We start from the raw sequence: 18,338 nt of genomic DNA on the forward strand, positions 1-18,338 counted from the left end.
TCGTGGGGGCGGGGTCAGCCCCAGGTCATCTCGCCCTTGGCGACCTTCGCGCCGAGCTGGGCCGCGATGAGCATGCCGGACTCGGGGTAGCGGGCGACCAGTGCGTTCGTCAGGGCCTCGCCGCTGCTGGCCTTGCCCAGCTCGTCCTCGAAGGCGGCGAGATAGGTGCGGGTGTACGTGATCGGGCTTGCGTCGAGGGCGGCGGTAGTGGGCAGCCGGTGGCCGGGGACGGCGAAGGCGGGGTTCAGGGCGCTCATCTCGTCCAGCAGCTCGGTCCATACGGCGCGGTCCTCGGGCTTGCCGGTGTCGGCGACCCAGACGTGCTCGTTGTCGAAGAGGAGGACCCCGGCGACGATCGCCCGGTGCTCGGCCTGCCACAGGTAGTGCCGGTCGGGGAGGCCGGGGTGGCCGCCCTTGAGCTGGAAGACGTGCCCTTCGAAGGTGATGTCACCGGTCAGCGGGGCCAGCTCGACCAAGCGGGTGGGGCGGTTGACACCAACCGGCTCCCACGCCTTGAGCTTGCCTTCGTACGCGTCCTTGATGTGCTCGATCACCAGCGGGGTGGCGACGATCGCGGCGTCGGGGAATGCGTCGGCGATCACCTCGGCGCCCCAGTAGTAGTCCGGGTCGGCATGGCTGACGAACACCGTGGTCAGCGTTTTGCCGGAGTCGAGGATCTCGGCGACCAGACGGTGACCGTCGGCGCGGGTGAACCCGGCGTCGATCAGGAATGCCTCCTCCTCGCCGGTGATGAGGGTGGCGGTCTTGTTCTTCGAGCCGACTGGGAAGTCCAGGTCGATGACCTTGAAGTCGAGGGTGCTCATGACGATGTCCTTCGTAAGTGGAGAGAGCTGGTCAGGATGCGGCGGTGAGGTTGTTCAGGCGTTGGTCGATCTCATCGGCGGTGGCATGGCCGACGGCCAGAGGGGTGGCGTGCCGGCCGTCGACGGCCAGCAGGGTGGGGAAGCCTTCGACGCCCAGACGCGCCGCCCGTGCGAAGTCGGCCTGCGCGGCGGCGGCGGACTCCGGTGCGGTGTACGCCGCAACGACGCTGTCCGCGTCCACTCCGGCCGCCTCGGCGACCGCCCGGTAGGTGGCCGGATCCGACAGGCTCAGACCGTCCAGGTAGAACGCGTCCTGGAGCGCGGCGGCCATCTCCACCATGCGACCGGGCGTGACCTCCCGCAACGCGGCCACCCCGCGCGCGGCGGCTTCGGAATCCATGACGAACGAACCGTCCGCGATGCGCTGCACGTAACCGGCTCCGAACACGGCCCCGGTCAGTTCAGTGATCTTGGCGTTGGCGCCCTGGACGTAACCGAACTCGCGCACCGGCACGGCCCGCGGGCCGGTGAACAAGCCACCCGATACGACCTCGACGGACACCTCGGGATGGCGCCGGGTGACCTCAGCGAGGGTGGGGGCAAAGCCGTATGACCAGCCGCAGTAGGCGTCGAAGACGTAAACGAGTTTCATGGGGACCTTTGCTGAAGCAGGGGGAGCCGCTCCGCACGGGAGCGATTTACCTTCCTCAACAGTATCTGAACCATCAGGTATTCCCTGTGAGGCGAAAGTCCTCCCTCCCCGGGACCTCCGCCCCTGTCACCGCAGGCGCGGCAGGGCCTCCCGTGCGGAGTGGGACAGGATCCGCAGGCAGTCCATGAACTGCTCCCGGGCCTCCTCGGGCAGCGGCGCCAGGAAATACCGGCGGATGTTCTCCACGTGCAGCCGGCTGGCCCGCACCACGATGCCCTCACCCTGCCTGGTGAGCCGCACCAGCTTGCCCCTGCGGTCCGCGGGATCGTCGGCGCGCACCACCAGGCCGGCCGCTTCCATCCGGTCCACCAGCCGGGTCATCCCGCCGGTCGTCAGGACCCGCTCCTGCGCGATCGCCCGCATCGAGAGGCCCGGATCGCCCGCCCGGCCCACGATCAGCAGCACCTCGTACATCAGATGGCTGATCCCGAACTCCTCCTCGATCGCACCGCCGAGCAGGTACTCCAGCCGTCCCGCGGCCCCCTGCAGCCGCCCGAACGCAAGCACCAGCTCATCGTTCGCCGCCTCCTGCGCCGAAGTGATCCCCGCACCTTCACCCACCCGCCACACCCTTCGCTCGTCCGCACTCAGCACGATCATCGCCCCTCCCGCCGCCCGGCTCGCAGCAATGCCCTCCCTGGGCAGGCGCCGGGGAGAGCTCCGACCCGACGGGTCCGGTGGTCTGGCCGTCACTGTGCGCCGGCTCCGCCGGAGTGCTCCCGGCTCTGGCGGATCAGTCGTGGCGGGTAGGCGGCCCAGTCGATCAGGGAGGCCGCGATGCCGTTGAGGCCGGCGCCCAGCAGGGCGAGAGCGCATTCCCCCCGCTACAGCCGGGCCGCCCACCATCAGCAACTGAAACCGGGTTCTCAGAAACGTTCCTTTGCGCGAGCAAGATCAGAAACGGGCCGCCGAACCCCCGCCGATCCCCCGGGTCCATGACGGCCCCTCAGCAGCCCTCCCTGGCCGACCGGTCGGACGCCAACGACGTCGAACAGCACGCCGGTCCGAAGTGTGACGCCCAGCCCGGCCCACCCTGCCGCTCACGCGGCGGAACACGGCCCGGAGGACGTGGCCCAGACCTGATACGGCCCCGGTAAGCCCCCGCCGCGCCCCTCCGGCACGGGCACCAGCGTCGTGGTCCCCGGACCCCGCTTACTCCTCGAACCCCGCCGCGTCCACGAAGTCCGGCCGCGGGTCGAGCGCCGCCGCCAGCCGGAAGTGCCGGCGCACCTCGTCCGGGTCGCCCCCGGCGCGCTCCAGCGTGCGGGCCAGTGCGAAGTGCGCGTAGGCGTTGTCCGGTTCCCGGTCGATGACCGTGCGGAAGTCGGCCTCCGCCGCGCGCAGGCGGGCGCTCATGAAGTAGGCCCGGGCGCGCAGCAGCCGCGGCGAGACCTTCTCGGGATGGGCCTCGACCAGCGGGTCGAGCAGTTGGACCGCGCCGCGCGGATCACGGGCGGCGAGCAGCTGCTCGGCCGCCCGGTAGTCGACGACGTCGGTTTCCGGGCTGCGCTCGGCCACGGCGACTCCTTCCTCGTCTTCTCGGTCTTCGTCTTCGGTCTGCCGTCTTTTGTCTGGCGTCTTCGTCATCCGGCGGCGATTCGTCCCCCCAACACGGGATCATGCCCCGCTATTCCGCCCCCTGACCCCCTTGAGCGCCACCAGTTCCTCCCAGACCTTCCGCACCCGCAGCTCCAGTTCCCCCGGGGTCCCGTCGTTGTCGACGACGATGTCGGCGACCGCGAGCCGCTGCTCGCGCGTGGCCTGCGCCGCCATGCGGGCGCGCGCCTCGTCCTCGGCCATGCCGCGCAGCCGCACCAGCCGGTCGAGCTGGGTGGCGGGCGCGACGTCGACGACCACGACGACGTCGTACAGCCCGGCGAGCCCGTTCTCGGCGAGCAGTGGCACGTCGTTCACGACGATCGCGTCCGGGCCCGCCGCCTCCTGCAGGGCGGCGGAGCGCTCGCGCACCAGGGGGTGGACGATGGCGTTCAGCGCCCGGCGCCGCTCGGCGTCGGCGAAGACGATGGCGCCGAGCTTCGCCCGGTCCAGGCTCCCGTCCGCCGCGAGGACGTCCGTCCCGAACTCCGCGACGACCGCCGCCAGCCCCGCGGTGCCGGGCTCCACCACCTCGCGGGCGATCTTGTCGGAGTCGACGATCACGGCACCGTACGAGGCCAGCAGCTGCGCCACCGCGCTCTTACCGGCGCCGATCCCGCCGGTCAGTCCCACCGTCAGCATGCGCCCAAGCCTAGGGCGCGCACGCGCCCGGGGCGGCGGCCGCGCGCCCGGGCCGGGGCCGGAGCGCAACGTCCGCGCTCCGGCCCCGCCACACGCCACCGGGTCGCCTCCTCGGCCACCCTCCTCGGCCGCCGCCCTCTCAGTCGCCCTCCTCGCGCTCCGCGAGGAACTGCTCGAAGGCGTTGCCCAGCTCGTCCGCCGAGGGCAGCTCGGCGGGCTCGGCCATCAGGTTCTCCCGGTCCGCGCCGCCGGCCAGCGCGTCGTACTGGTGCTCAAGTCCGCGGACCATGCCTACCAGTTCCTCGTCGCCCTCGTCGACCTGGCGCTCGATCTCGTTCTGCACCTTCAGCGCCTCGGAGCGCAGCGCGTGCGCGACGCCCGGGAGGACGAGGCCGGTCGCCGAGGTGATCGACTCCAGCACGGTCAGTGCCGCGTCGGGGTAGGGGGTGCGGGCCAGGTAGTGCGGCACGTGGGCGGCGACGCCGAGGACGTCGTGCCCGGCCTCGCCGAGCCGGTACTCCAGGAGCGCGTCAGCGCTGCCGGGGACCTGGGCCTCGTCGAAGACGCTGCGGTGGCCCGGCACCAGGTCGATGCGGTTGCCGTGCGGGGTGAGGCCCACCGGGCGGGTGTGCGGCACGCCCATGGGGACACCGTGGAAGTTGACCGCCAGGCGCACGTTCAGCCGCTCGACGATCTCGCGCACGGCCTCGGCGAAGCGCTCCCACTCCACGTCCGGCTCGGGGCCGGAGAGCAGCAGGAACGGGCTCGCGGTCGCGTCACGCACGAGGTGCAGTTCGAGCGCGGGGACCTCGTACGCGGCCCAGTGGTCGCGGCGGAAGGTCATGAGGGGGCGGCGCGCACGGTAATCGACGAGCCGGTCGTGGTCGAAGCGGGCGACGACCTCGTGCGGCAGGTCGTCGAGCAGCCGCTCAGTGATCTGCGCACCGGTCTCGCCGGCGTCGATGAAGCCTTCGAGGTGGTAGAGCAGGGTCAGCCCCGCCGAGTCGTGCTCCAGCACCGTGTCGACAGCCGCGAGCCCGCTGGGGTCCCATTCGTACATGCTCATGAGGGTGTAACACCCCGCGTGCCCGCGGTGATTCCCGGTGACGCGGACGGATTGTGCGCGCGCCGGCCCGGCACCCGCCGCGGAGCGCCGGTGCGGCAGGTCAGCGCCGCTGCCGCCACCGGAGGTCCGGCTGGATCTTCCTGTCCGGCGACGGAACCTCGCCGCGGCCGATTGCGTCCTTCTCCGCGGAAGGAGGGGGTCGTCGTGCCTGAGGAGGGGCCGGGAGGCGAAGTCCCGGGCGGGCGCGGCACGTTGCGGGAGCCGCTACGGCCCCGGCGCGAGGGCCGGCGCCGGGTGTCGCGCTCTCTGACGTTCGCCGCGATCGGTGCCTGCGTCCTCGTGATCGCGAGCATCGTCGTGTCCGCATGGCCCGGCGGCACCGGGCTGGGACCGCCCGGAGGGCCGTCGCCCGACGCCACCACGGCCGCCGCCTTCACCGGCGTGTACCGCATCGGCGCCCTCGGGGACGCCGACCCGGGCGGCGGGCGGGACACCGTCCTGACCCGGAGCGTGACCCGCGCGCTCGCCGACCACAGCGGCGGCGGCGCCGGCAACGGCGGCGTGGCCGCGCCGCCGCTGGGCGTCGCGGACCTCACCGCCCACAAGGAGTCCACCGAACCCGCGAACCGCCGGCTGATAGCGCGCTGGCTGGAGATGGAACCGGGCCTCACCGGAGTCGTCGGCGGCGACCACACCCTCAAGCTGCCGGAGAGCGGCCTGACGTCCTTCCGCCTCCCGGTCGTACGCGCCTGCCGCCACGACAGCGCCGGCCCCGAGCCCCGCTACGCCGACACCGGCGAGCTGCGCTCCTCCGCCTCCACCGCCGACATGGGCGTTGTCATGGCCCGCCACCTCGCCGCCACGCCCGGCCTGCGCAAGGTCTACGTCCGCGGCGACACCGCCGCCGACCCCACCCGCGCCCTGGTCGACCGGCTGCGCGCGGACGGCGTCGAGGTGCGCACCGACGACGCGGAGCCGCTCGCCGACGGCATCGGCCGGTTCCGGCCGGACGCGGTGTTCCTGGAGGGCGGGGTGCGGAACCTGGCGGAGTGGCTGGAGGAGGTGGAGGACAGCGGGTTCGCCGGGGTGAAGGCGCTGTGGGACCCCACCGCGCCGACCTGCACCGGCCGCAACGCCGCCGACGCGGACTTCTCCGTACCGGACGGCTGGCTGACCGTCCGCGGCCACTACGACGTCCGCCTGGACCCCGACGCCGACCGCCGCGCCGCCGTGCGCCGGGCCCTCGGCACCGACCTGGCCACCCGCCCGTACGCCGTCGAGACCTACGACGCCGCCCGCGCCCTGCTCTCCGCCTGGGACACCGTCTCCGCCGAGGACCGCAACAGCGACGAGCCGGACATGGCCCGCGCCGCGCTGGCCGAGGAGCTGCCGACGGTGCCGGTGCGGGTGGCGCTCGGCGGCTGGTGGACGCGGCTGTCGGAGGCCGAGGCGCACCCGGTGGTGTGGCTCGACCGCCGGGAGGGCGGGGAGTGGCGGCAGGAGGCGGAGAAGCGCCGCTGAGCGCGGGCGGCACGGGTGCGGGCGCGCCGCCCGCGCCTGGCGCGGGTACGTACGACGCCGGTGCGTAGGTACGACGACGCCCGCGGGCCGGCCCGCGGACCCGCCCGTGGCCGTGACCGCAGCCATGGCTGTACGGGCGGACCCGCCGCGCCGCACCCGCGCGCATCGCGGTGCCTACGAGACCCCGACGCCCCGCGGCGCGGAGCGCTCCGGCCCCTCGTCCGCGTACCCCGCACGCCCCTCGGGCCGCTCCAGCGCCACCTTCGGCAGCCTCCTGGCCAGCGGACCCGGCAGCCACCAGGCGTGCCGGCCGAGCAGCTGCATCACCGCGGGCACGATCAGGCAGCGGATCACCAGGGCGTCCAGCAGGATCGCCACCGCCAGCCCCAGGCCGAACTGCTGCAGCATCCGGCTCGGGCTGAGGACGAACGCCGCGAACACCACGATCATGATCAGCGCCGCCGCGGTGATCACCTGCCCGGTGACGGCCAGGCCCTCGCGCACCGCGTGCGAGGCGTTCTTCGTACGCTCCCACTCCTCGTGCATCCGGGAGACGAGGAAGACCTCGTAGTCCATGGAGAGCCCGAAGACGATCGCGAAGATCATCACGGGGATGAACGCCTCGATGGGCCCCGGCTCGACGCCGAACCAGCCTTCCTGGAACACCAGCGTGATCACGCCGAGCGCGGCCCCGATGGACAGCAGGTTGAGCGCGGCGGCCTTGAGGGGGATCCACAGCGACCGGAACACCACCATCAGCAGCAGCGTCGACAGCCCGACGACCAGGGCGACGAACAGCGGCATCCGGTCGGCAACGGTGTCGGAGAAGTCCTGGGTGCCGGCGGTGGCGCCGCCGACCAGGTACTCCGCACCCGTCTCCGCCGCCAGCGGCGGCAGCACGTCGTCGCGCAGGTCGTGGACGAGGTCCGCGGTCGCGGCGTCCTGCGGCGCCGACTCGGGGAAGACGACGACGGTGGCGACCTCGCCGTCCTCGGACGGCAGCGGCGGGGTCGTCGCGGCGACCCCGCCGGCCTGCGCGATCCGGGCCTGCGCCTGCTCGCCGGCCTCGGCGGCGCCGGCGTCGCCACCGCCCTGCGCAACGACGACGAGCGGGCCGTTGAAGCCGGGCCCGAAGCCCTCGGCGAGCAGGTCGTACGCCTGCCTGCTGGTGCTGGAGGCGGCGTCGTTCCCGGCGTCGGCGAAGCCGAGCCGCAGGCCGAGCGCGGGCGCCGACAGGGCCAGCAGCGCGACCAGGGCCGCGACCAGCGCGGGCAGCGGACGGCGCTGCACGGCGGCGGCCAGGGCCCGCCAGCGGCGGCCCTCGGCCTTGCCCTTGGCCGCCGCCTTCTCGGCGCGCTTGAGGACGTGGCGCTGGATGCGCCGGCCGAACACGCTGAGCAGCGCGGGCAGCAGCACCAGCGACGCGGCCATCGTGACCAGCACGGTCAGCGCCACCGCGAGCGCCACGCCCTGCAGCGAACCGAGGCCGAGGGCGACCAGGCCGAGGAGGGCGATGATGACGGTGCAGCCGGCGAAGAAGACCGTGCGCCCGGCGGCGTCGAGCGCGATACGTGCGGCGCCGTCCCGGTCGGCGCCGCGGATCAGCTCGTGGCGGTACCGGTAGAAGATCAGCAGAGCGTAGTCGACACCGACGCCGAGGCCGACGAGCATCATGATCGGCGGGGTGAAGTCGGCGACGGTGAAGGCGTGCCCGGCCAGGGTGATCAGACCAACGGCGGTGCCGACCGCGAACAGCGCGGTGACCAGCGGCACGGCCGCCGCCACCAGCGAGCCGAAGAGCAGCACGAGGATCACCAGCGCGGCGAGCATGCCGGCGCCCTCGGCGGCACCCCCGCCCGCCTCCTCGGCGCCGCGCACGGCCTCACCGCCCAGCTCGACCTGCCGCACGTCGCTCCCAGCCTGCCGCGCGGTGTCGATGATCTTCTCGACATCCGCCTTCGGCACGGTCTCCGCCTTGCCGTCGAGGGTGACGGTGGCGTACGCGATGTCGCCGTCCGCGGAGACCGCCGCGCCGCCGTCGGCGTACGGGCTACGTACGTCCACGACGCTCGGCAGCCCGCGCACCCGCTCCAGCATGCGCTCGACGTCCTGCTCGGTGCCCGCGGCGCGCATCCCGCGCCGGTCCTTGAACACGATCTCCACGCTGTCGCCCGCCTGCGCGGAGCCGTGCCGCTCCAGCAGGTCGATGGCGGCCTGCGAGTCGGTGCCGGGGAGGGAGAAATCGTTGCGCCAGCTGCTTCCGGCGGCCTGGGAGGCGGCGGTGACGCCGAGGAGGACGACGACCCAGAGCAGGATCGCGACCCGGCGGCGCCGGCGCGACCAGTCGGCGAGACGGGCGAAGAGCCCGGGCCGTACGGCGGGGGCGGCGGGCGGTGGAGCTGCGCTGTGTGCGGACATGACGCCAGCGTGCGGCGCCGCCTGCGGCGGGCGCGTCGCCCGGGCGCGGACACCGTCCCTACCCCGCTGGTTGCGGCCTCCGCCGGCCCCGTACTACCCGGGTTGCGCCCGGCCCCCGAATCCGGACCGATCCCCTAAGGGACCCCCTACAGAACCCCCCAGGGCCCCCACAACCCTGCACACCCGCCCCAGGGTAGGCCGCCCCGCCGACATCGACGTGTGCGCCGGACGCCGACGGTCTGCTACGCCAGGGACGCACCACCACGACAGCCGCTCCCACGGCGCCGCCGCACCCGCCTCCCGCCGGTCCCGCACGCACGCCCCCCGTCAGGGCGCCAACCACCCCGGCCGCACCATCCCCGACTCGTACGCCAGCACCACCAGCTGCGCCCGGTCCCGTACCCCCAGCTTCGTCATGATCCGGCTCACGTGCGTCTTCGCCGTCGCCGGGCTCAGCACCAGCCGCGCCGCGATCTCGTCGTTCGACAGCCCCGCCGCCACCAGCTCCATCACCTCGGCCTCCCGCTCCGTCAGCGCGTTCAGCCGCGGGCTCGGCTCCGGCGCCTTCACCCGGCCGGCGAACTCGGCGATCAGCCGCCGCGTCACCGACGGGCTGATCAGCGCGTCGCCGCGCGCCGCCACCCGCACCGCGTGGATCAGCTCCTCCGGCTCGGTGTCCTTGACCAGGAACCCGGCGGCGCCGGCGCGCAGCGCCCCGTACACGTAGTCGTCGAGGTCGAACGTCGTCAGGATGACGACCCTCACGTCCGCCAGCCGCTCGTCCGCGGCGATCCGCCGGGCGGCCTCCAGGCCGTCGGTGCCCGGCATCCGGATGTCCATCAGCACGACGTCGGGGCGCAGTTCGCGGCAGGCGGCCACCGCCTCGTCGCCGTCGCTCGCCTCCCCGACCACGTCGAGGTCGTCCTCGTCCGCCAGTATCGAGCGGAAGCCGGCGCGCACCAGCTTCTGGTCGTCCGCGAGCAGAATCCTGATCATGCCTGCGCGTGCTCCGTTCCGTAGGGCAGCCGGGCGGTGACGACGAAGCCGGCGCCGCCCGGCCGCGGCCCGGCGGCCAGTTCCCCGCCGACCGCCCGCGCCCGCTCCCGCATGCCGCCGATCCCGCTGCCGCCGCCGGGCCCGCCGCCCCCTCCGATGCCGGCCCCGACTCCGCTCCCGGCTCCGGCCCCGCTCCCGGCTCCGCCCCGGGCGTCACCGGCGGCCGGCAGCGGCCCGCCCCGCCCGTCGTCCTCGACCTCCAGCCGCAGCTCACGCTCACCGTAGTCCACCCGTACGGTCACGGACGTCGCTCCCCGCGCATGCCGCGTGACGTTCGTCAGCGACTCCTGTACGACGCGGTACGCGGCCAGGTCCAGCTCCGCCGGCAGCGACCGCTCCGCACCCGCCACCACCGTCCGTACCCGCAGCCCTGCCGTGTCCGCCGTGCGCTCGGTCAGCTCGCCGAGGCGCGCCAGCCCGGGGGCGGGCGCCGTGGGCGCCTCCTCGTCGACGTGCCGCAGCACGCCGAGGGTGGTACGCAGCTCGCGCAGCGTCTCGCGGCTGGTCTCCTTGATGGCGGCCAGGGCGTCGGCGGCCGCCGGGGCCGGGGCGTCGCTCTTCTTCAGGCGGTGCAGTGCGGCACCGGACTGGACGTTGATGAGCGAGATGTTGTGTCCGATGACGTCGTGCAACTCGCGTGCGATACGCAGCCGTTCCTCGGTTGCGCGCCGGCGCGCCTCGCCCTCGACGTGCGCCCGCCGCCCGTACCACATGGCGCCCAGCGCCAGGACGGCGACGACCCAGCCGCCGAGCATGAACAGCGCGACGCCGTTGACGTCGTCGTTGCCCGACAGCGTCCCGGCGGCGGCGCCGGCGACGACGAGCAGACCCAGCGCCACCGCCGCGCGCAGCCGCCCCGCCGCCGCCACGCAGTACAGCGCGACGACGAGCACGACGAACAGCGGGCCGTCGTAGGGGCTGCTCACGTAGTAGACGCCGACGGCCGGGATGACGAACACGCCCACGGCGACCGGATGGCGGCGGGCGAAGTACAGCGCCCCGCACACCAGCGTGATCAGCGCCCACCCCAGCGCCGTCGCCGCCCACGACTCGCGCCGGTGGCCCACCAACGACTGCAATGTGCCCAGCGCCACCAGCACGCCCGTCCCGGCCGCGAGGGCGGCGTCCGCCGCGCGGCCCTGGGGCAGGCGAAGCCGGCGTACGGGCAGGGGCATGGCCCCAGCGTACGCGCCGGGAGGGGCAGGCCCGGGCGCGTACGGTACGCGCCCCGCGAGCCGCCGCCCGCCGCCAGCACGCCCGGCAGCACCGACGGCACCGACGGCAGCGGCGCAGGCCAGCACCAACCGCAAGGCCGCCGCGAATAACGGAAGGGCAGAAACGCGGAAAGCCCGCCGCCCCCGAAGGGGACGACGGGCTTCCGTCTGTCCTGCCGCGTACTACCTGCTACGCCACGCGACCGCGGTCAGCTCTGGCCGCCGGCCAGCTTCTCGCGGAGCGCCGCCAGCGCCTCGTCCGAGGCCAGCGCGCCGGAGTCGTCGGCACCCTCGGAGGAGTACGAACCGCCGCCGGACGGAGCCGGCGCCGAGTCCCCCGCCTCGGCCGCCGCCTGGGCGTCGGCCTCGCGGGACTTGACTACCTGCGCCTGGTGCTGCTCGAAGCGGGCGTGGGCCTCGGCGTACTGGCCCTCCCACTCCTCGCGCTGCTTCTCGTACCCGTCGAGCCACTCGTTGGTCTCGGGGTCGAAGCCCTCGGGGTAGATGTAGTTGCCCTGGTCGTCGTACGAGGCGGCCATGCCGTAGAGCGTCGGGTCGAAGTCGACGGCCATCGGGTCGGGCCCGAAGGTCTCGTTCGCCTGCTTCAGCGAGAGGCTGATGCGGCGACGCTCCAGGTCGATGTCGATGACCTTGACGAAGATCTCGTCGCCGACCTGGACGACCTGCTCCGGGATCTCCACGTGCCGCTCGGCCAGCTCGGAGATGTGGACCAGGCCCTCGATGCCCTCGTCGACGCGGACGAACGCACCGAACGGCACCAGCTTCGTGACCTTGCCGGGCACGACCTGACCGATCTGGTGCGTGCGCGCGAACTGCTGCCACGGGTCTTCCTGGGTCGCCTTCAGCGACAGCGAGACACGCTCGCGGTCCATGTCGACGTCCAGAACCTCGACCGTGACCTCCTGGCCGACCTCGACGACCTCGGAGGGGTGGTCGATGTGCTTCCAGGACAGCTCGGACACGTGCACCAGGCCGTCCACGCCGCCCAGGTCCACGAAGGCGCCGAAGTTGACGATCGAGGAGACCACACCCGATCGCACCTGGCCCTTCTGCAGGGTGGTGAGGAAGGTCTGGCGGACCTCCGACTGGGTCTGCTCAAGCCAGGCACGGCGGGACAGAACCACGTTGTTCCGGTTCTTGTCCAGCTCGATGATCTTGGCTTCGAGCTCCTTGCCGACGTAGGGCTGCAGGTCGCGCACGCGGCGCATCTCGACCAGCGATGCGGGCAGGAAGCCCCGCAGGCCGATGTCGAGGATGAGACCGCCCTTGACGACCTCGATGACGGTACCGGTGACGATGCCGTCCTCTTCCTTGATCTTCTCGATGGTGCCCCACGCGCGCTCGTACTGCGCGCGCTTCTTCGAGAGGATCAGCCGGCCTTCCTTGTCCTCCTTCTGGAGCACAAGGGCCTCGATCTCGTCGCCGACGGCGACGACCTCGTTCGGGTCGACGTCGTGCTTGATCGAGAGTTCCCGCGAAGGGATGACACCCTCGGTCTTGTAGCCGATGTCGAGCAGGACCTCGTCCCGGTCGACCTTCACGATGACGCCGTCGACGATGTCGCCGTCGTTGAAGTACTTGATCGTCTCGTCGATCGCGGCGAGGAAGGCTTCCTCGGAACCGATGTCGTTGACCGCGACCTGCTCAGTGGCGGCCGCGGTGTTCTCGGTGCTGCTCGTCATGTGGGATTGGGCTCCGGTACGGGCAATTGAGTCGTCGTCACTCCACGCCGAGAGCCCTGTGATCGCACCGCCGAAGCCGGACAGCCTGAGAGGCGCTTTCCCGACTCCACACTGGGAGTCCGGCAGCGCCTCGTGAACCGAGGGGACATACAACAGATGCGAGCGCGGCCTGCTCCGTCCGAGGCACGCAGGCCCGCAGCGCAACTTGTAGCATACGGGGGCAGCCGGGCATGGTCAATGCGCGAAGAGTGCACCTGGGGCATGCCGCCCCATACCCGGCAGTAGTGGCGCTCCGTCACTCTCGCGCGTGCCAGAGAAGAGAGTACGACGGGTCCGGCGCCTATGGTCCACGAGTACGAAACCCACGACAACGGGGCCGAAGGCGCCGCTGACGCGGATGTTCCGGCAGAGGCTACCCGACGGCCCGTCCCCGCGCGGGAAACCCGGCAAGCAAGCCGGGGCTGGTGGGACCGCAACGCCGACGACTACCAGCGCGAGCACGGCGGCTTCCTCGGCGGCGCGGACGGCGCACGCTTCATCTGGGGCCCGGAAGGGCTGGACGAGGCGGAGGCCCGGCTGCTCGGGCCCGCGGGTTCGCTCGCCGGGCGCGCGGTACTGGAAGTGGGCGCGGGCGCGGCGCAGTGCGCGCACTGGCTTGCGGAGCAGGGAGCGAAGCCGGTCGCGCTCGACCTGTCGTACCGGCAGCTGCAGCACGCACGCCGGCTGGCCGCCGATGCCGAATACGCCGTCGGGGCCGACGGCACGGGTGGGACGGACGGCGCAGGGGTCGCGCCGTTCCCGCTGCTACAGGCCGACGCCGCGGCGCTGCCGTTCCGCGACGGGGCGTTCGACCTGGCCTGCTCCGCGTACGGCGCCGTGCCGTTCGTCGCCGACCCGGTCGCGGTGATGCGGGAGGTCAGGCGGGTGCTGCGGCCGGGCGGGCGGTGGGTCTTCTCCGTCACCCACCCCGTGCGCTGGGCCTTCCCGGACGAACCGGGGCCCGCGGGGCTGTCGGTCGCCGCGTCGTACTTCGACCGCACGCCGTACGTCGAGCAGGACGAGGACGGACGCGCGGTCTACGTCGAGCACCACCGGACACTGGGCGACCGCGTCCGCGACGTGGTCGCGGGCGGCTTCCGGCTGCTGGACCTGGTGGAGCCGGAATGGCCGGAGTGGCACGACCAGGAGTGGGGCGGCTGGTCGCCGCTGCGGGGGCACCTGATCCCCGGGACGGCGATCTTCGTCTGCGAGGCGGCCTGAGAGGGCCCGGCAGGCGGCCGGGACGAGCAGTGTGGCAAAAAGTGGCGGGCATGAGCAGGGGGCCCGGGCGGTGGGCGAGGCCGTGGGCCGGAGGGCGGTGGGCGAGGCCGTGGGCCGGAGACGGTAGGCCGAGGCGGTGGGCCGGAGACGGAAGGCGACCGTCGCCGGGGGCGCGGCCCGTAGCACACTGGCATCCGTGACCCTCCGCTCCGACGCACTCGACGCCCTGCCCGTACGGCACGCGCTGCCCGCCCTGCACGCGGCCCTCGACGGCCCCGGCGTCGCCGTACTCGGAGCACCGCCCGGCACCGGCAAGACCACGCTCGTCCCGCTCGCCCTCGCCGGCCTCGTCCCCGGCTCCGCCCCCCGCACCCCGGCCCGCCGCGTACTCGTCGCCGAACCCCGCCGCATGGCCGCGCGGGCCGCCGCCCGACGGATGGCCTGGCTGCTCGGCGAGGAGACGGGCGACCAGGTCGGATTCACCGTCCGCGGCGAGCGCCGCGCCGGACCCCGCACCCGCGTCGAGGTCGTCACCACCGGCGTCCTCCTCCAACGGCTCCAGCGCGACCCCGAACTGGCCGGAGTGGACGCCGTACTGCTCGACGAGTGCCACGAACGGCACCTCGACGCCGACACCACGCTCGCCTTCCTCGTCGACGTACGCGCCACCCTCCGCCCCGGACTACGCCTCGTCGCCGCCTCCGCGACCTCCGACACCGACGCCTGGGCCCGGCTCCTCACCGGCCCCGACGAGGCCGCCCCCGCCCCCGTCGTACGCGGCGAAGGCACGATGCACCCCGTCGCCATCCGCTACCGCCCCCCGCCCGCCGGCGTACGCCCCGCGCACGGCACCCGGGTCGACCCCGCGCTGCTGACCCACGTCGCCGACGTCGTACGCGAAGGACTGCGCCGGCCCGAAGGGGACGTGCTGTGCTTCCTGCCGGGCGTCGGCGAGATCGCCCGCGTCGCCGGCCTGCTGACCGGCGCAGGCGCGGAAGTCATGCAGCTGCACGGGCAGGCGCCGGCCGACGTCCAGAACGCCGTACTGCGCGGAAGCACCCCCGGCCAGCGGCGGGTCATCCTCTCGACCGCGGTGGCCGAGTCGAGCCTGACCGTCCCAGGCGTACGGACCGTCGTCGACGGCGGACTCGCCCGCGAGCCGCGCATGGACCACGCCCGCGGCCTCGGGGCGCTCACGACCGTACGGGTGTCCGCGGCCACCGCCACCCAACGGCTGGGCCGAGCCGGGCGAGAAGCCCCCGGGCTCGCGCTGCGCTGCTGGTCCGAGGCCGAAGACGGCCGACTGCCCCGCTACCCGTCACCGGAGATCGCCGTCGCCGACCTGGCCGGCTTCGCCCTGCAGGCCGCCTGCTGGGGCGACCCCGACGCGACCGGCCTGGCACTCCTCGACGCCCCGCCGCCCGGCGCGATGGCCGCGGCCCGCGACGTACTCCGCGCCGTCGGCGCCGTCGACACCGCCGGCCGCCCCACACCCCGCGGCACCCGCCTCGCCGGACTCGGCCTCCACCCCCGGCTCGGCCGCGCGCTCCTCGACGCCGCCGCCGAAGCCGGTCCCCGGGCCGCCGCGGAAGCGGTCGCCCTGCTCAGCGAAGAACCGCCGCGCTCCTACGGCGACGACCTCGCCACCGCCTGGCGCCGCGCCCGCCGCGGCGGCGACACCTACGCCCCCCGATGGCGCCGCGAAGCGCAGCGCCTGCGGCGCGCCCTGGGGACACCGGAGGATCCCCCGAACCCCCCGGGCCCCCCAGGCGCGCGGCGAAAGACGGAGGCCCGTGCCGCATCGTCCGAACCGGGCCCGCAGACCGGACCGGCCCTCCAGACCGGCGACGACGCCGTCGCCGGGCTCGTCGCCGCGCTCGCCTTCCCGGAACGCGTAGCCCGCGGACGCGGCGAAGGGTCGTACCTCATGGCATCCGGAACACGCGTCGAAACCGCCGCGGAATCCGCCCTCCGCGGACAGCCCTGGCTCGCCGTCGCCGTCGCCGACCGCCCCATCGGCGCCGCCGGAGCCCGGCTACGACTCGGCGCCCCCACCGACGAAGCCACCGCCCTGCGTGCCGCCGAAACACTCCTCCGCACCGAGGAAGAAGTGACCTGGTCCACCGAGCGCCACGACGTCGTCGCCCGCCGCGTCACCCGCCTCGGAGCCGTAGAACTCCGCGCCCTCCCCCTCCCCCACCCCGACCCCACCCGCCTCCGCGCCGCCCGCCTCGACGGACTCCGACGCGAAGGCACCACCCTCCTCCGCTGGACCGACACCGCCCGCGCACTCCGCCGCCGGCTCGCCTTCCTCCACCACACACTCGGCGCACCCTGGCCCGACGTCACCGACGACGCACTCCTCGCCCACGCCGACGACTGGCTCGACGACGACCCCCACCGCATCGACGCCCGCCGCCTCCTCCAAGGACTCCTGCCCTGGACCCGCGGCGAAGCCGCCCGCCTCGACGAACTCGCCCCCGAACGCCTCGAAGTACCCAGCGGCTCCCACATCCGCATCGACTACGACGACCCGCAGCAGCCCGTACTCGCCGTCAAACTCCAAGAACTCTTCGGACTCGACGAAACACCGCGGATCGCCGACGGCCGCATACCACTCCTGGTACACCTGCTCTCCCCCGCCGGCCGCCCCGCCGCCGTCACCGCAGACCTGAAGTCCTTCTGGCAACAGGGCTACCCCGCGGTCCGCGCCGAACTACGCGGCCGCTACCCCAAACACCCCTGGCCCGAAGACCCCGCCACCGCCACGCCCACACGCCACACCACGCGACGCACGAACGCCGACCGCTGACCGCTGACCGGCGCGGGAATCCGGCGCTTACTCGACCGTCAACTCCAGCGTCAGCGTGACGCCCTCGTTCGTGGTCAGCAGCAGCAGGAACTTCCCCGCCTCGTCGCCCGCAAAGACGGTCGGCAGCTTCACCGTGCCGTCCCCGGCCGTCGTCAGGTTCAGCTTGCGGACAGGATTACCCTCCGCGTCCTTGAAGAACGGACCCTTGCCGTTCTGCTCGCCGGCCTCCGTGACCATCGTCGCCGTCAACGGCGCCTCCGCCGCGGGACCACCCCGGTACGTCACCATGGCCTCGACGGCACCGAACTCGCCGCCCACCGCCGCCGTCAGCGCCGCGTCACCTATCCGCGCCAGCCCGTACGACGCCTCCACCTCGGCGGCGAAGTCCACCGGGCTCACACCACTACCCGCCGTCGCGCGGATCGTGAAGCCCCCCGCCAGCTGCCCCGCCTTCACCACCGGCGCCGTCGCATAACCCGAAGAGTTCGTGGTGACCGACGCGGTCTTCCCGCCACCGGCGAACACCGCCCCCGTCTGACCCTGGATGCTGAACGTCACCGTCTTACCCGACACACCCGCGCCGCGCGACGTCACCCCCCGCACCTTCGGGCGCTCGGCGAAGTCCGCCCCGGTGTACGCGGTGGACGACTGCGGACTCGCCACGCGCAGATCGTCGATGACCGGCGCCGGCTCGCCCGGCTCGTCGTCGCCATCGTCCGGCGGCGAACTGCCGTCCGGATCCGGGCTGACACTCCCGTTCCCGCCGCCGGTCCCACCGCCGGTCCCGCCACCCGTGCCGTCGCCCTTACCGTCGTCCGCGCCGTCGCCGCCACCCCTGCCCGGCTCGCCGCTCTCCGAGAGGCTCGGCGACGGGCTCGGCGTGTTGATGCCGTCACTACGGTCACCCGGATCGGGACCGGAGCCATCCGGCACCGGGTCGGCGCCACCCTCCTTGTAGAAGTCGTACCAGGTCAGAACCGTCCGGAGATACGACTCCGACCGGTTGTACCCAAGGATCGCGGCTTCCAGATCCGCCTGCGACGACAGATCACGCCCACCCGCACACAGATACCGCCCCGCGGCAAGCGCCGCGTCATAGACGTTGTCCGGATTCCGCTCCCCGTCATCGTTCCCGTCGCTGCCCCAGGTGGCCCACGTCGACGGGATGAACTGCATCGGGCCGACAGCACGGTCGTAACCGGTGTCCCCGTCGTACTCACCACCGTCGGTGTCCGTGATGTTCGCGAACCCGTTCCCGTTCAACACCGGCCCCAGGATCGGATTGCGGGTCGTACCATCCGCGGTCACGTCACCGCCACGCGCATGCCCCGACTCCACCCGGCCGATCGCCGCCAGCAGCTCCCACTCCAGATTGCACCCCGGGTTGCTACGCGCCAGCCGACTCTCGGCCTGCTTGTACGCATCCAGCACCGTCGCCGGAATACCAGACTCGTCGGCCTCGTCCTCCAGCTCGTCACCCGGCGAGGGATTGGCACTCTCCAGCGGCGGCAGGT

General features: G+C 73.4%; 14 protein-coding genes. 3 read left to right on the plus strand and 11 right to left on the minus strand.

Features of this window, described 5'->3' with window-relative positions:
• Window positions 1-14: 14 nt before the first annotated feature.
• The 6 genes from T328_RS25690 to T328_RS25715 form a co-directional block, all read right to left on the minus strand.
• The gene (locus T328_RS25690) at window positions 15-824 is read right to left on the minus strand and encodes an MBL fold metallo-hydrolase (protein WP_496498544.1); all 810 of its coding nucleotides are present in this window, start codon (window positions 822-824) and stop codon (window positions 15-17) included.
• 31 nt (window positions 825-855) lie between these two features.
• The gene (locus T328_RS25695) at window positions 856-1,476 is read right to left on the minus strand and encodes a DsbA family protein (RefSeq protein ID WP_496498545.1); all 621 of its coding nucleotides are present in this window, start codon (window positions 1,474-1,476) and stop codon (window positions 856-858) included.
• Window positions 1,477-1,602: 126 nt separating this feature from the next.
• The gene (locus T328_RS25700) at window positions 1,603-2,097 is read right to left on the minus strand and encodes a MarR family winged helix-turn-helix transcriptional regulator (RefSeq protein WP_496498642.1); all 495 of its coding nucleotides are present in this window, start codon (window positions 2,095-2,097) and stop codon (window positions 1,603-1,605) included.
• Between the two features lie 591 nt (window positions 2,098-2,688).
• Complete coding sequence (locus tag T328_RS25705) at window positions 2,689-3,054, minus strand: tetratricopeptide repeat protein (RefSeq protein WP_027771297.1); 366 nt, start codon at window positions 3,052-3,054, stop codon at window positions 2,689-2,691.
• A 99-nt stretch (window positions 3,055-3,153) separates the two neighbouring features.
• The gene (gene coaE, locus T328_RS25710) at window positions 3,154-3,774 is read right to left on the minus strand and encodes a dephospho-CoA kinase (protein ID WP_496498546.1); all 621 of its coding nucleotides are present in this window, start codon (window positions 3,772-3,774) and stop codon (window positions 3,154-3,156) included.
• Between the two features lie 139 nt (window positions 3,775-3,913).
• On the minus strand, window positions 3,914-4,834 hold the full coding sequence (locus tag T328_RS25715; protein ID WP_496498643.1) for a PAC2 family protein: 921 nt from the start codon (window positions 4,832-4,834) through the stop codon (window positions 3,914-3,916).
• 210 nt (window positions 4,835-5,044) lie between these two features.
• Between T328_RS25715 and T328_RS25720 the strand changes: the two genes are divergently transcribed.
• Window positions 5,045-6,361, plus strand: coding sequence for a type 1 periplasmic-binding domain-containing protein (locus T328_RS25720; RefSeq protein WP_496498547.1), 1,317 nt, complete (start codon window positions 5,045-5,047; stop codon window positions 6,359-6,361).
• A gap of 174 nt (window positions 6,362-6,535) precedes the next feature.
• Here T328_RS25720 and T328_RS25725 read toward each other — a convergent pair whose 3' ends face one another.
• From T328_RS25725 to rpsA, 4 genes are all read right to left on the minus strand, one after another.
• Window positions 6,536-8,779 carry an MMPL family transporter gene (locus tag T328_RS25725; RefSeq protein WP_496498548.1) on the minus strand — a complete coding sequence of 748 codons (2,244 nt, stop codon included), beginning with the start codon at window positions 8,777-8,779 and terminating at the stop codon, window positions 6,536-6,538.
• A gap of 327 nt (window positions 8,780-9,106) precedes the next feature.
• Entirely contained in the window at window positions 9,107-9,775 is a 669-nt protein-coding gene (locus tag T328_RS25730; protein WP_496498549.1) for a response regulator, read from the minus strand.
• Window positions 9,772-11,010: a sensor histidine kinase gene (locus tag T328_RS25735; RefSeq protein WP_496498550.1), complete on the minus strand. Its 1,239-nt coding sequence runs from the start codon at window positions 11,008-11,010 to the stop codon at window positions 9,772-9,774. Before T328_RS25735 ends, T328_RS25730 begins: the two co-directional genes overlap by 4 nt.
• A 248-nt stretch (window positions 11,011-11,258) precedes the next feature.
• Complete coding sequence (gene rpsA, locus T328_RS25740; RefSeq protein ID WP_496498551.1) at window positions 11,259-12,752, minus strand: 30S ribosomal protein S1; 1,494 nt, start codon at window positions 12,750-12,752, stop codon at window positions 11,259-11,261.
• A 342-nt stretch (window positions 12,753-13,094) separates the two neighbouring features.
• Here rpsA and T328_RS25745 point away from each other — a divergent pair, with 342 nt between their 5' ends.
• Window positions 13,095-14,012 carry a class I SAM-dependent methyltransferase gene (locus T328_RS25745; protein WP_496498552.1) on the plus strand — a complete coding sequence of 306 codons (918 nt, stop codon included), beginning with the start codon at window positions 13,095-13,097 and terminating at the stop codon, window positions 14,010-14,012.
• A 196-nt stretch (window positions 14,013-14,208) separates the two neighbouring features.
• Window positions 14,209-16,824 carry an ATP-dependent helicase HrpB gene (gene hrpB / locus T328_RS25750; protein WP_496498553.1) on the plus strand — a complete coding sequence of 872 codons (2,616 nt, stop codon included), beginning with the start codon at window positions 14,209-14,211 and terminating at the stop codon, window positions 16,822-16,824.
• A gap of 27 nt (window positions 16,825-16,851) precedes the next feature.
• Here the strand turns inward: hrpB and T328_RS25755 are convergent, their stop codons facing one another.
• Window positions 16,852-18,294, minus strand: a complete 1,443-nt coding sequence (locus tag T328_RS25755) for a lytic transglycosylase domain-containing protein (RefSeq protein ID WP_496498644.1) — start codon at window positions 18,292-18,294, stop codon at window positions 16,852-16,854.
• Window positions 18,295-18,338: the final 44 nt, after the last annotated feature.

It is taken from the genome of Streptomyces sp. CNX435 (genome assembly GCF_059570575.1).

Bases quoted from the DNA above. Each gene is read 5' to 3' on its own strand.
- T328_RS25730 (WP_496498549.1), bottom strand. From the start codon at position 9,775: ATGATCAGGATTCTGCTCGCGGACGACCAGAAGCTGGTGCGCGCCGGC.
- T328_RS25695 (WP_496498545.1), bottom strand. From the start codon at position 1,476: ATGAAACTCGTTTACGTCTTCGACGCCTACTGCGGCTGGTCATACGGC.
- T328_RS25690 (WP_496498544.1), bottom strand. From the start codon at position 824: ATGAGCACCCTCGACTTCAAGGTCATCGACCTGGACTTCCCAGTCGGC.
- coaE (WP_496498546.1), bottom strand. From the start codon at position 3,774: ATGCTGACGGTGGGACTGACCGGCGGGATCGGCGCCGGTAAGAGCGCG.
- T328_RS25725 (WP_496498548.1), bottom strand. From the start codon at position 8,779: ATGTCCGCACACAGCGCAGCTCCACCGCCCGCCGCCCCCGCCGTACGG.
- T328_RS25745 (WP_496498552.1), top strand. From the start codon at position 13,095: ATGGTCCACGAGTACGAAACCCACGACAACGGGGCCGAAGGCGCCGCT.
- T328_RS25735 (WP_496498550.1), bottom strand. From the start codon at position 11,010: ATGCCCCTGCCCGTACGCCGGCTTCGCCTGCCCCAGGGCCGCGCGGCG.
- rpsA (WP_496498551.1), bottom strand. From the start codon at position 12,752: ATGACGAGCAGCACCGAGAACACCGCGGCCGCCACTGAGCAGGTCGCG.
- T328_RS25715 (WP_496498643.1), bottom strand. From the start codon at position 4,834: ATGTACGAATGGGACCCCAGCGGGCTCGCGGCTGTCGACACGGTGCTG.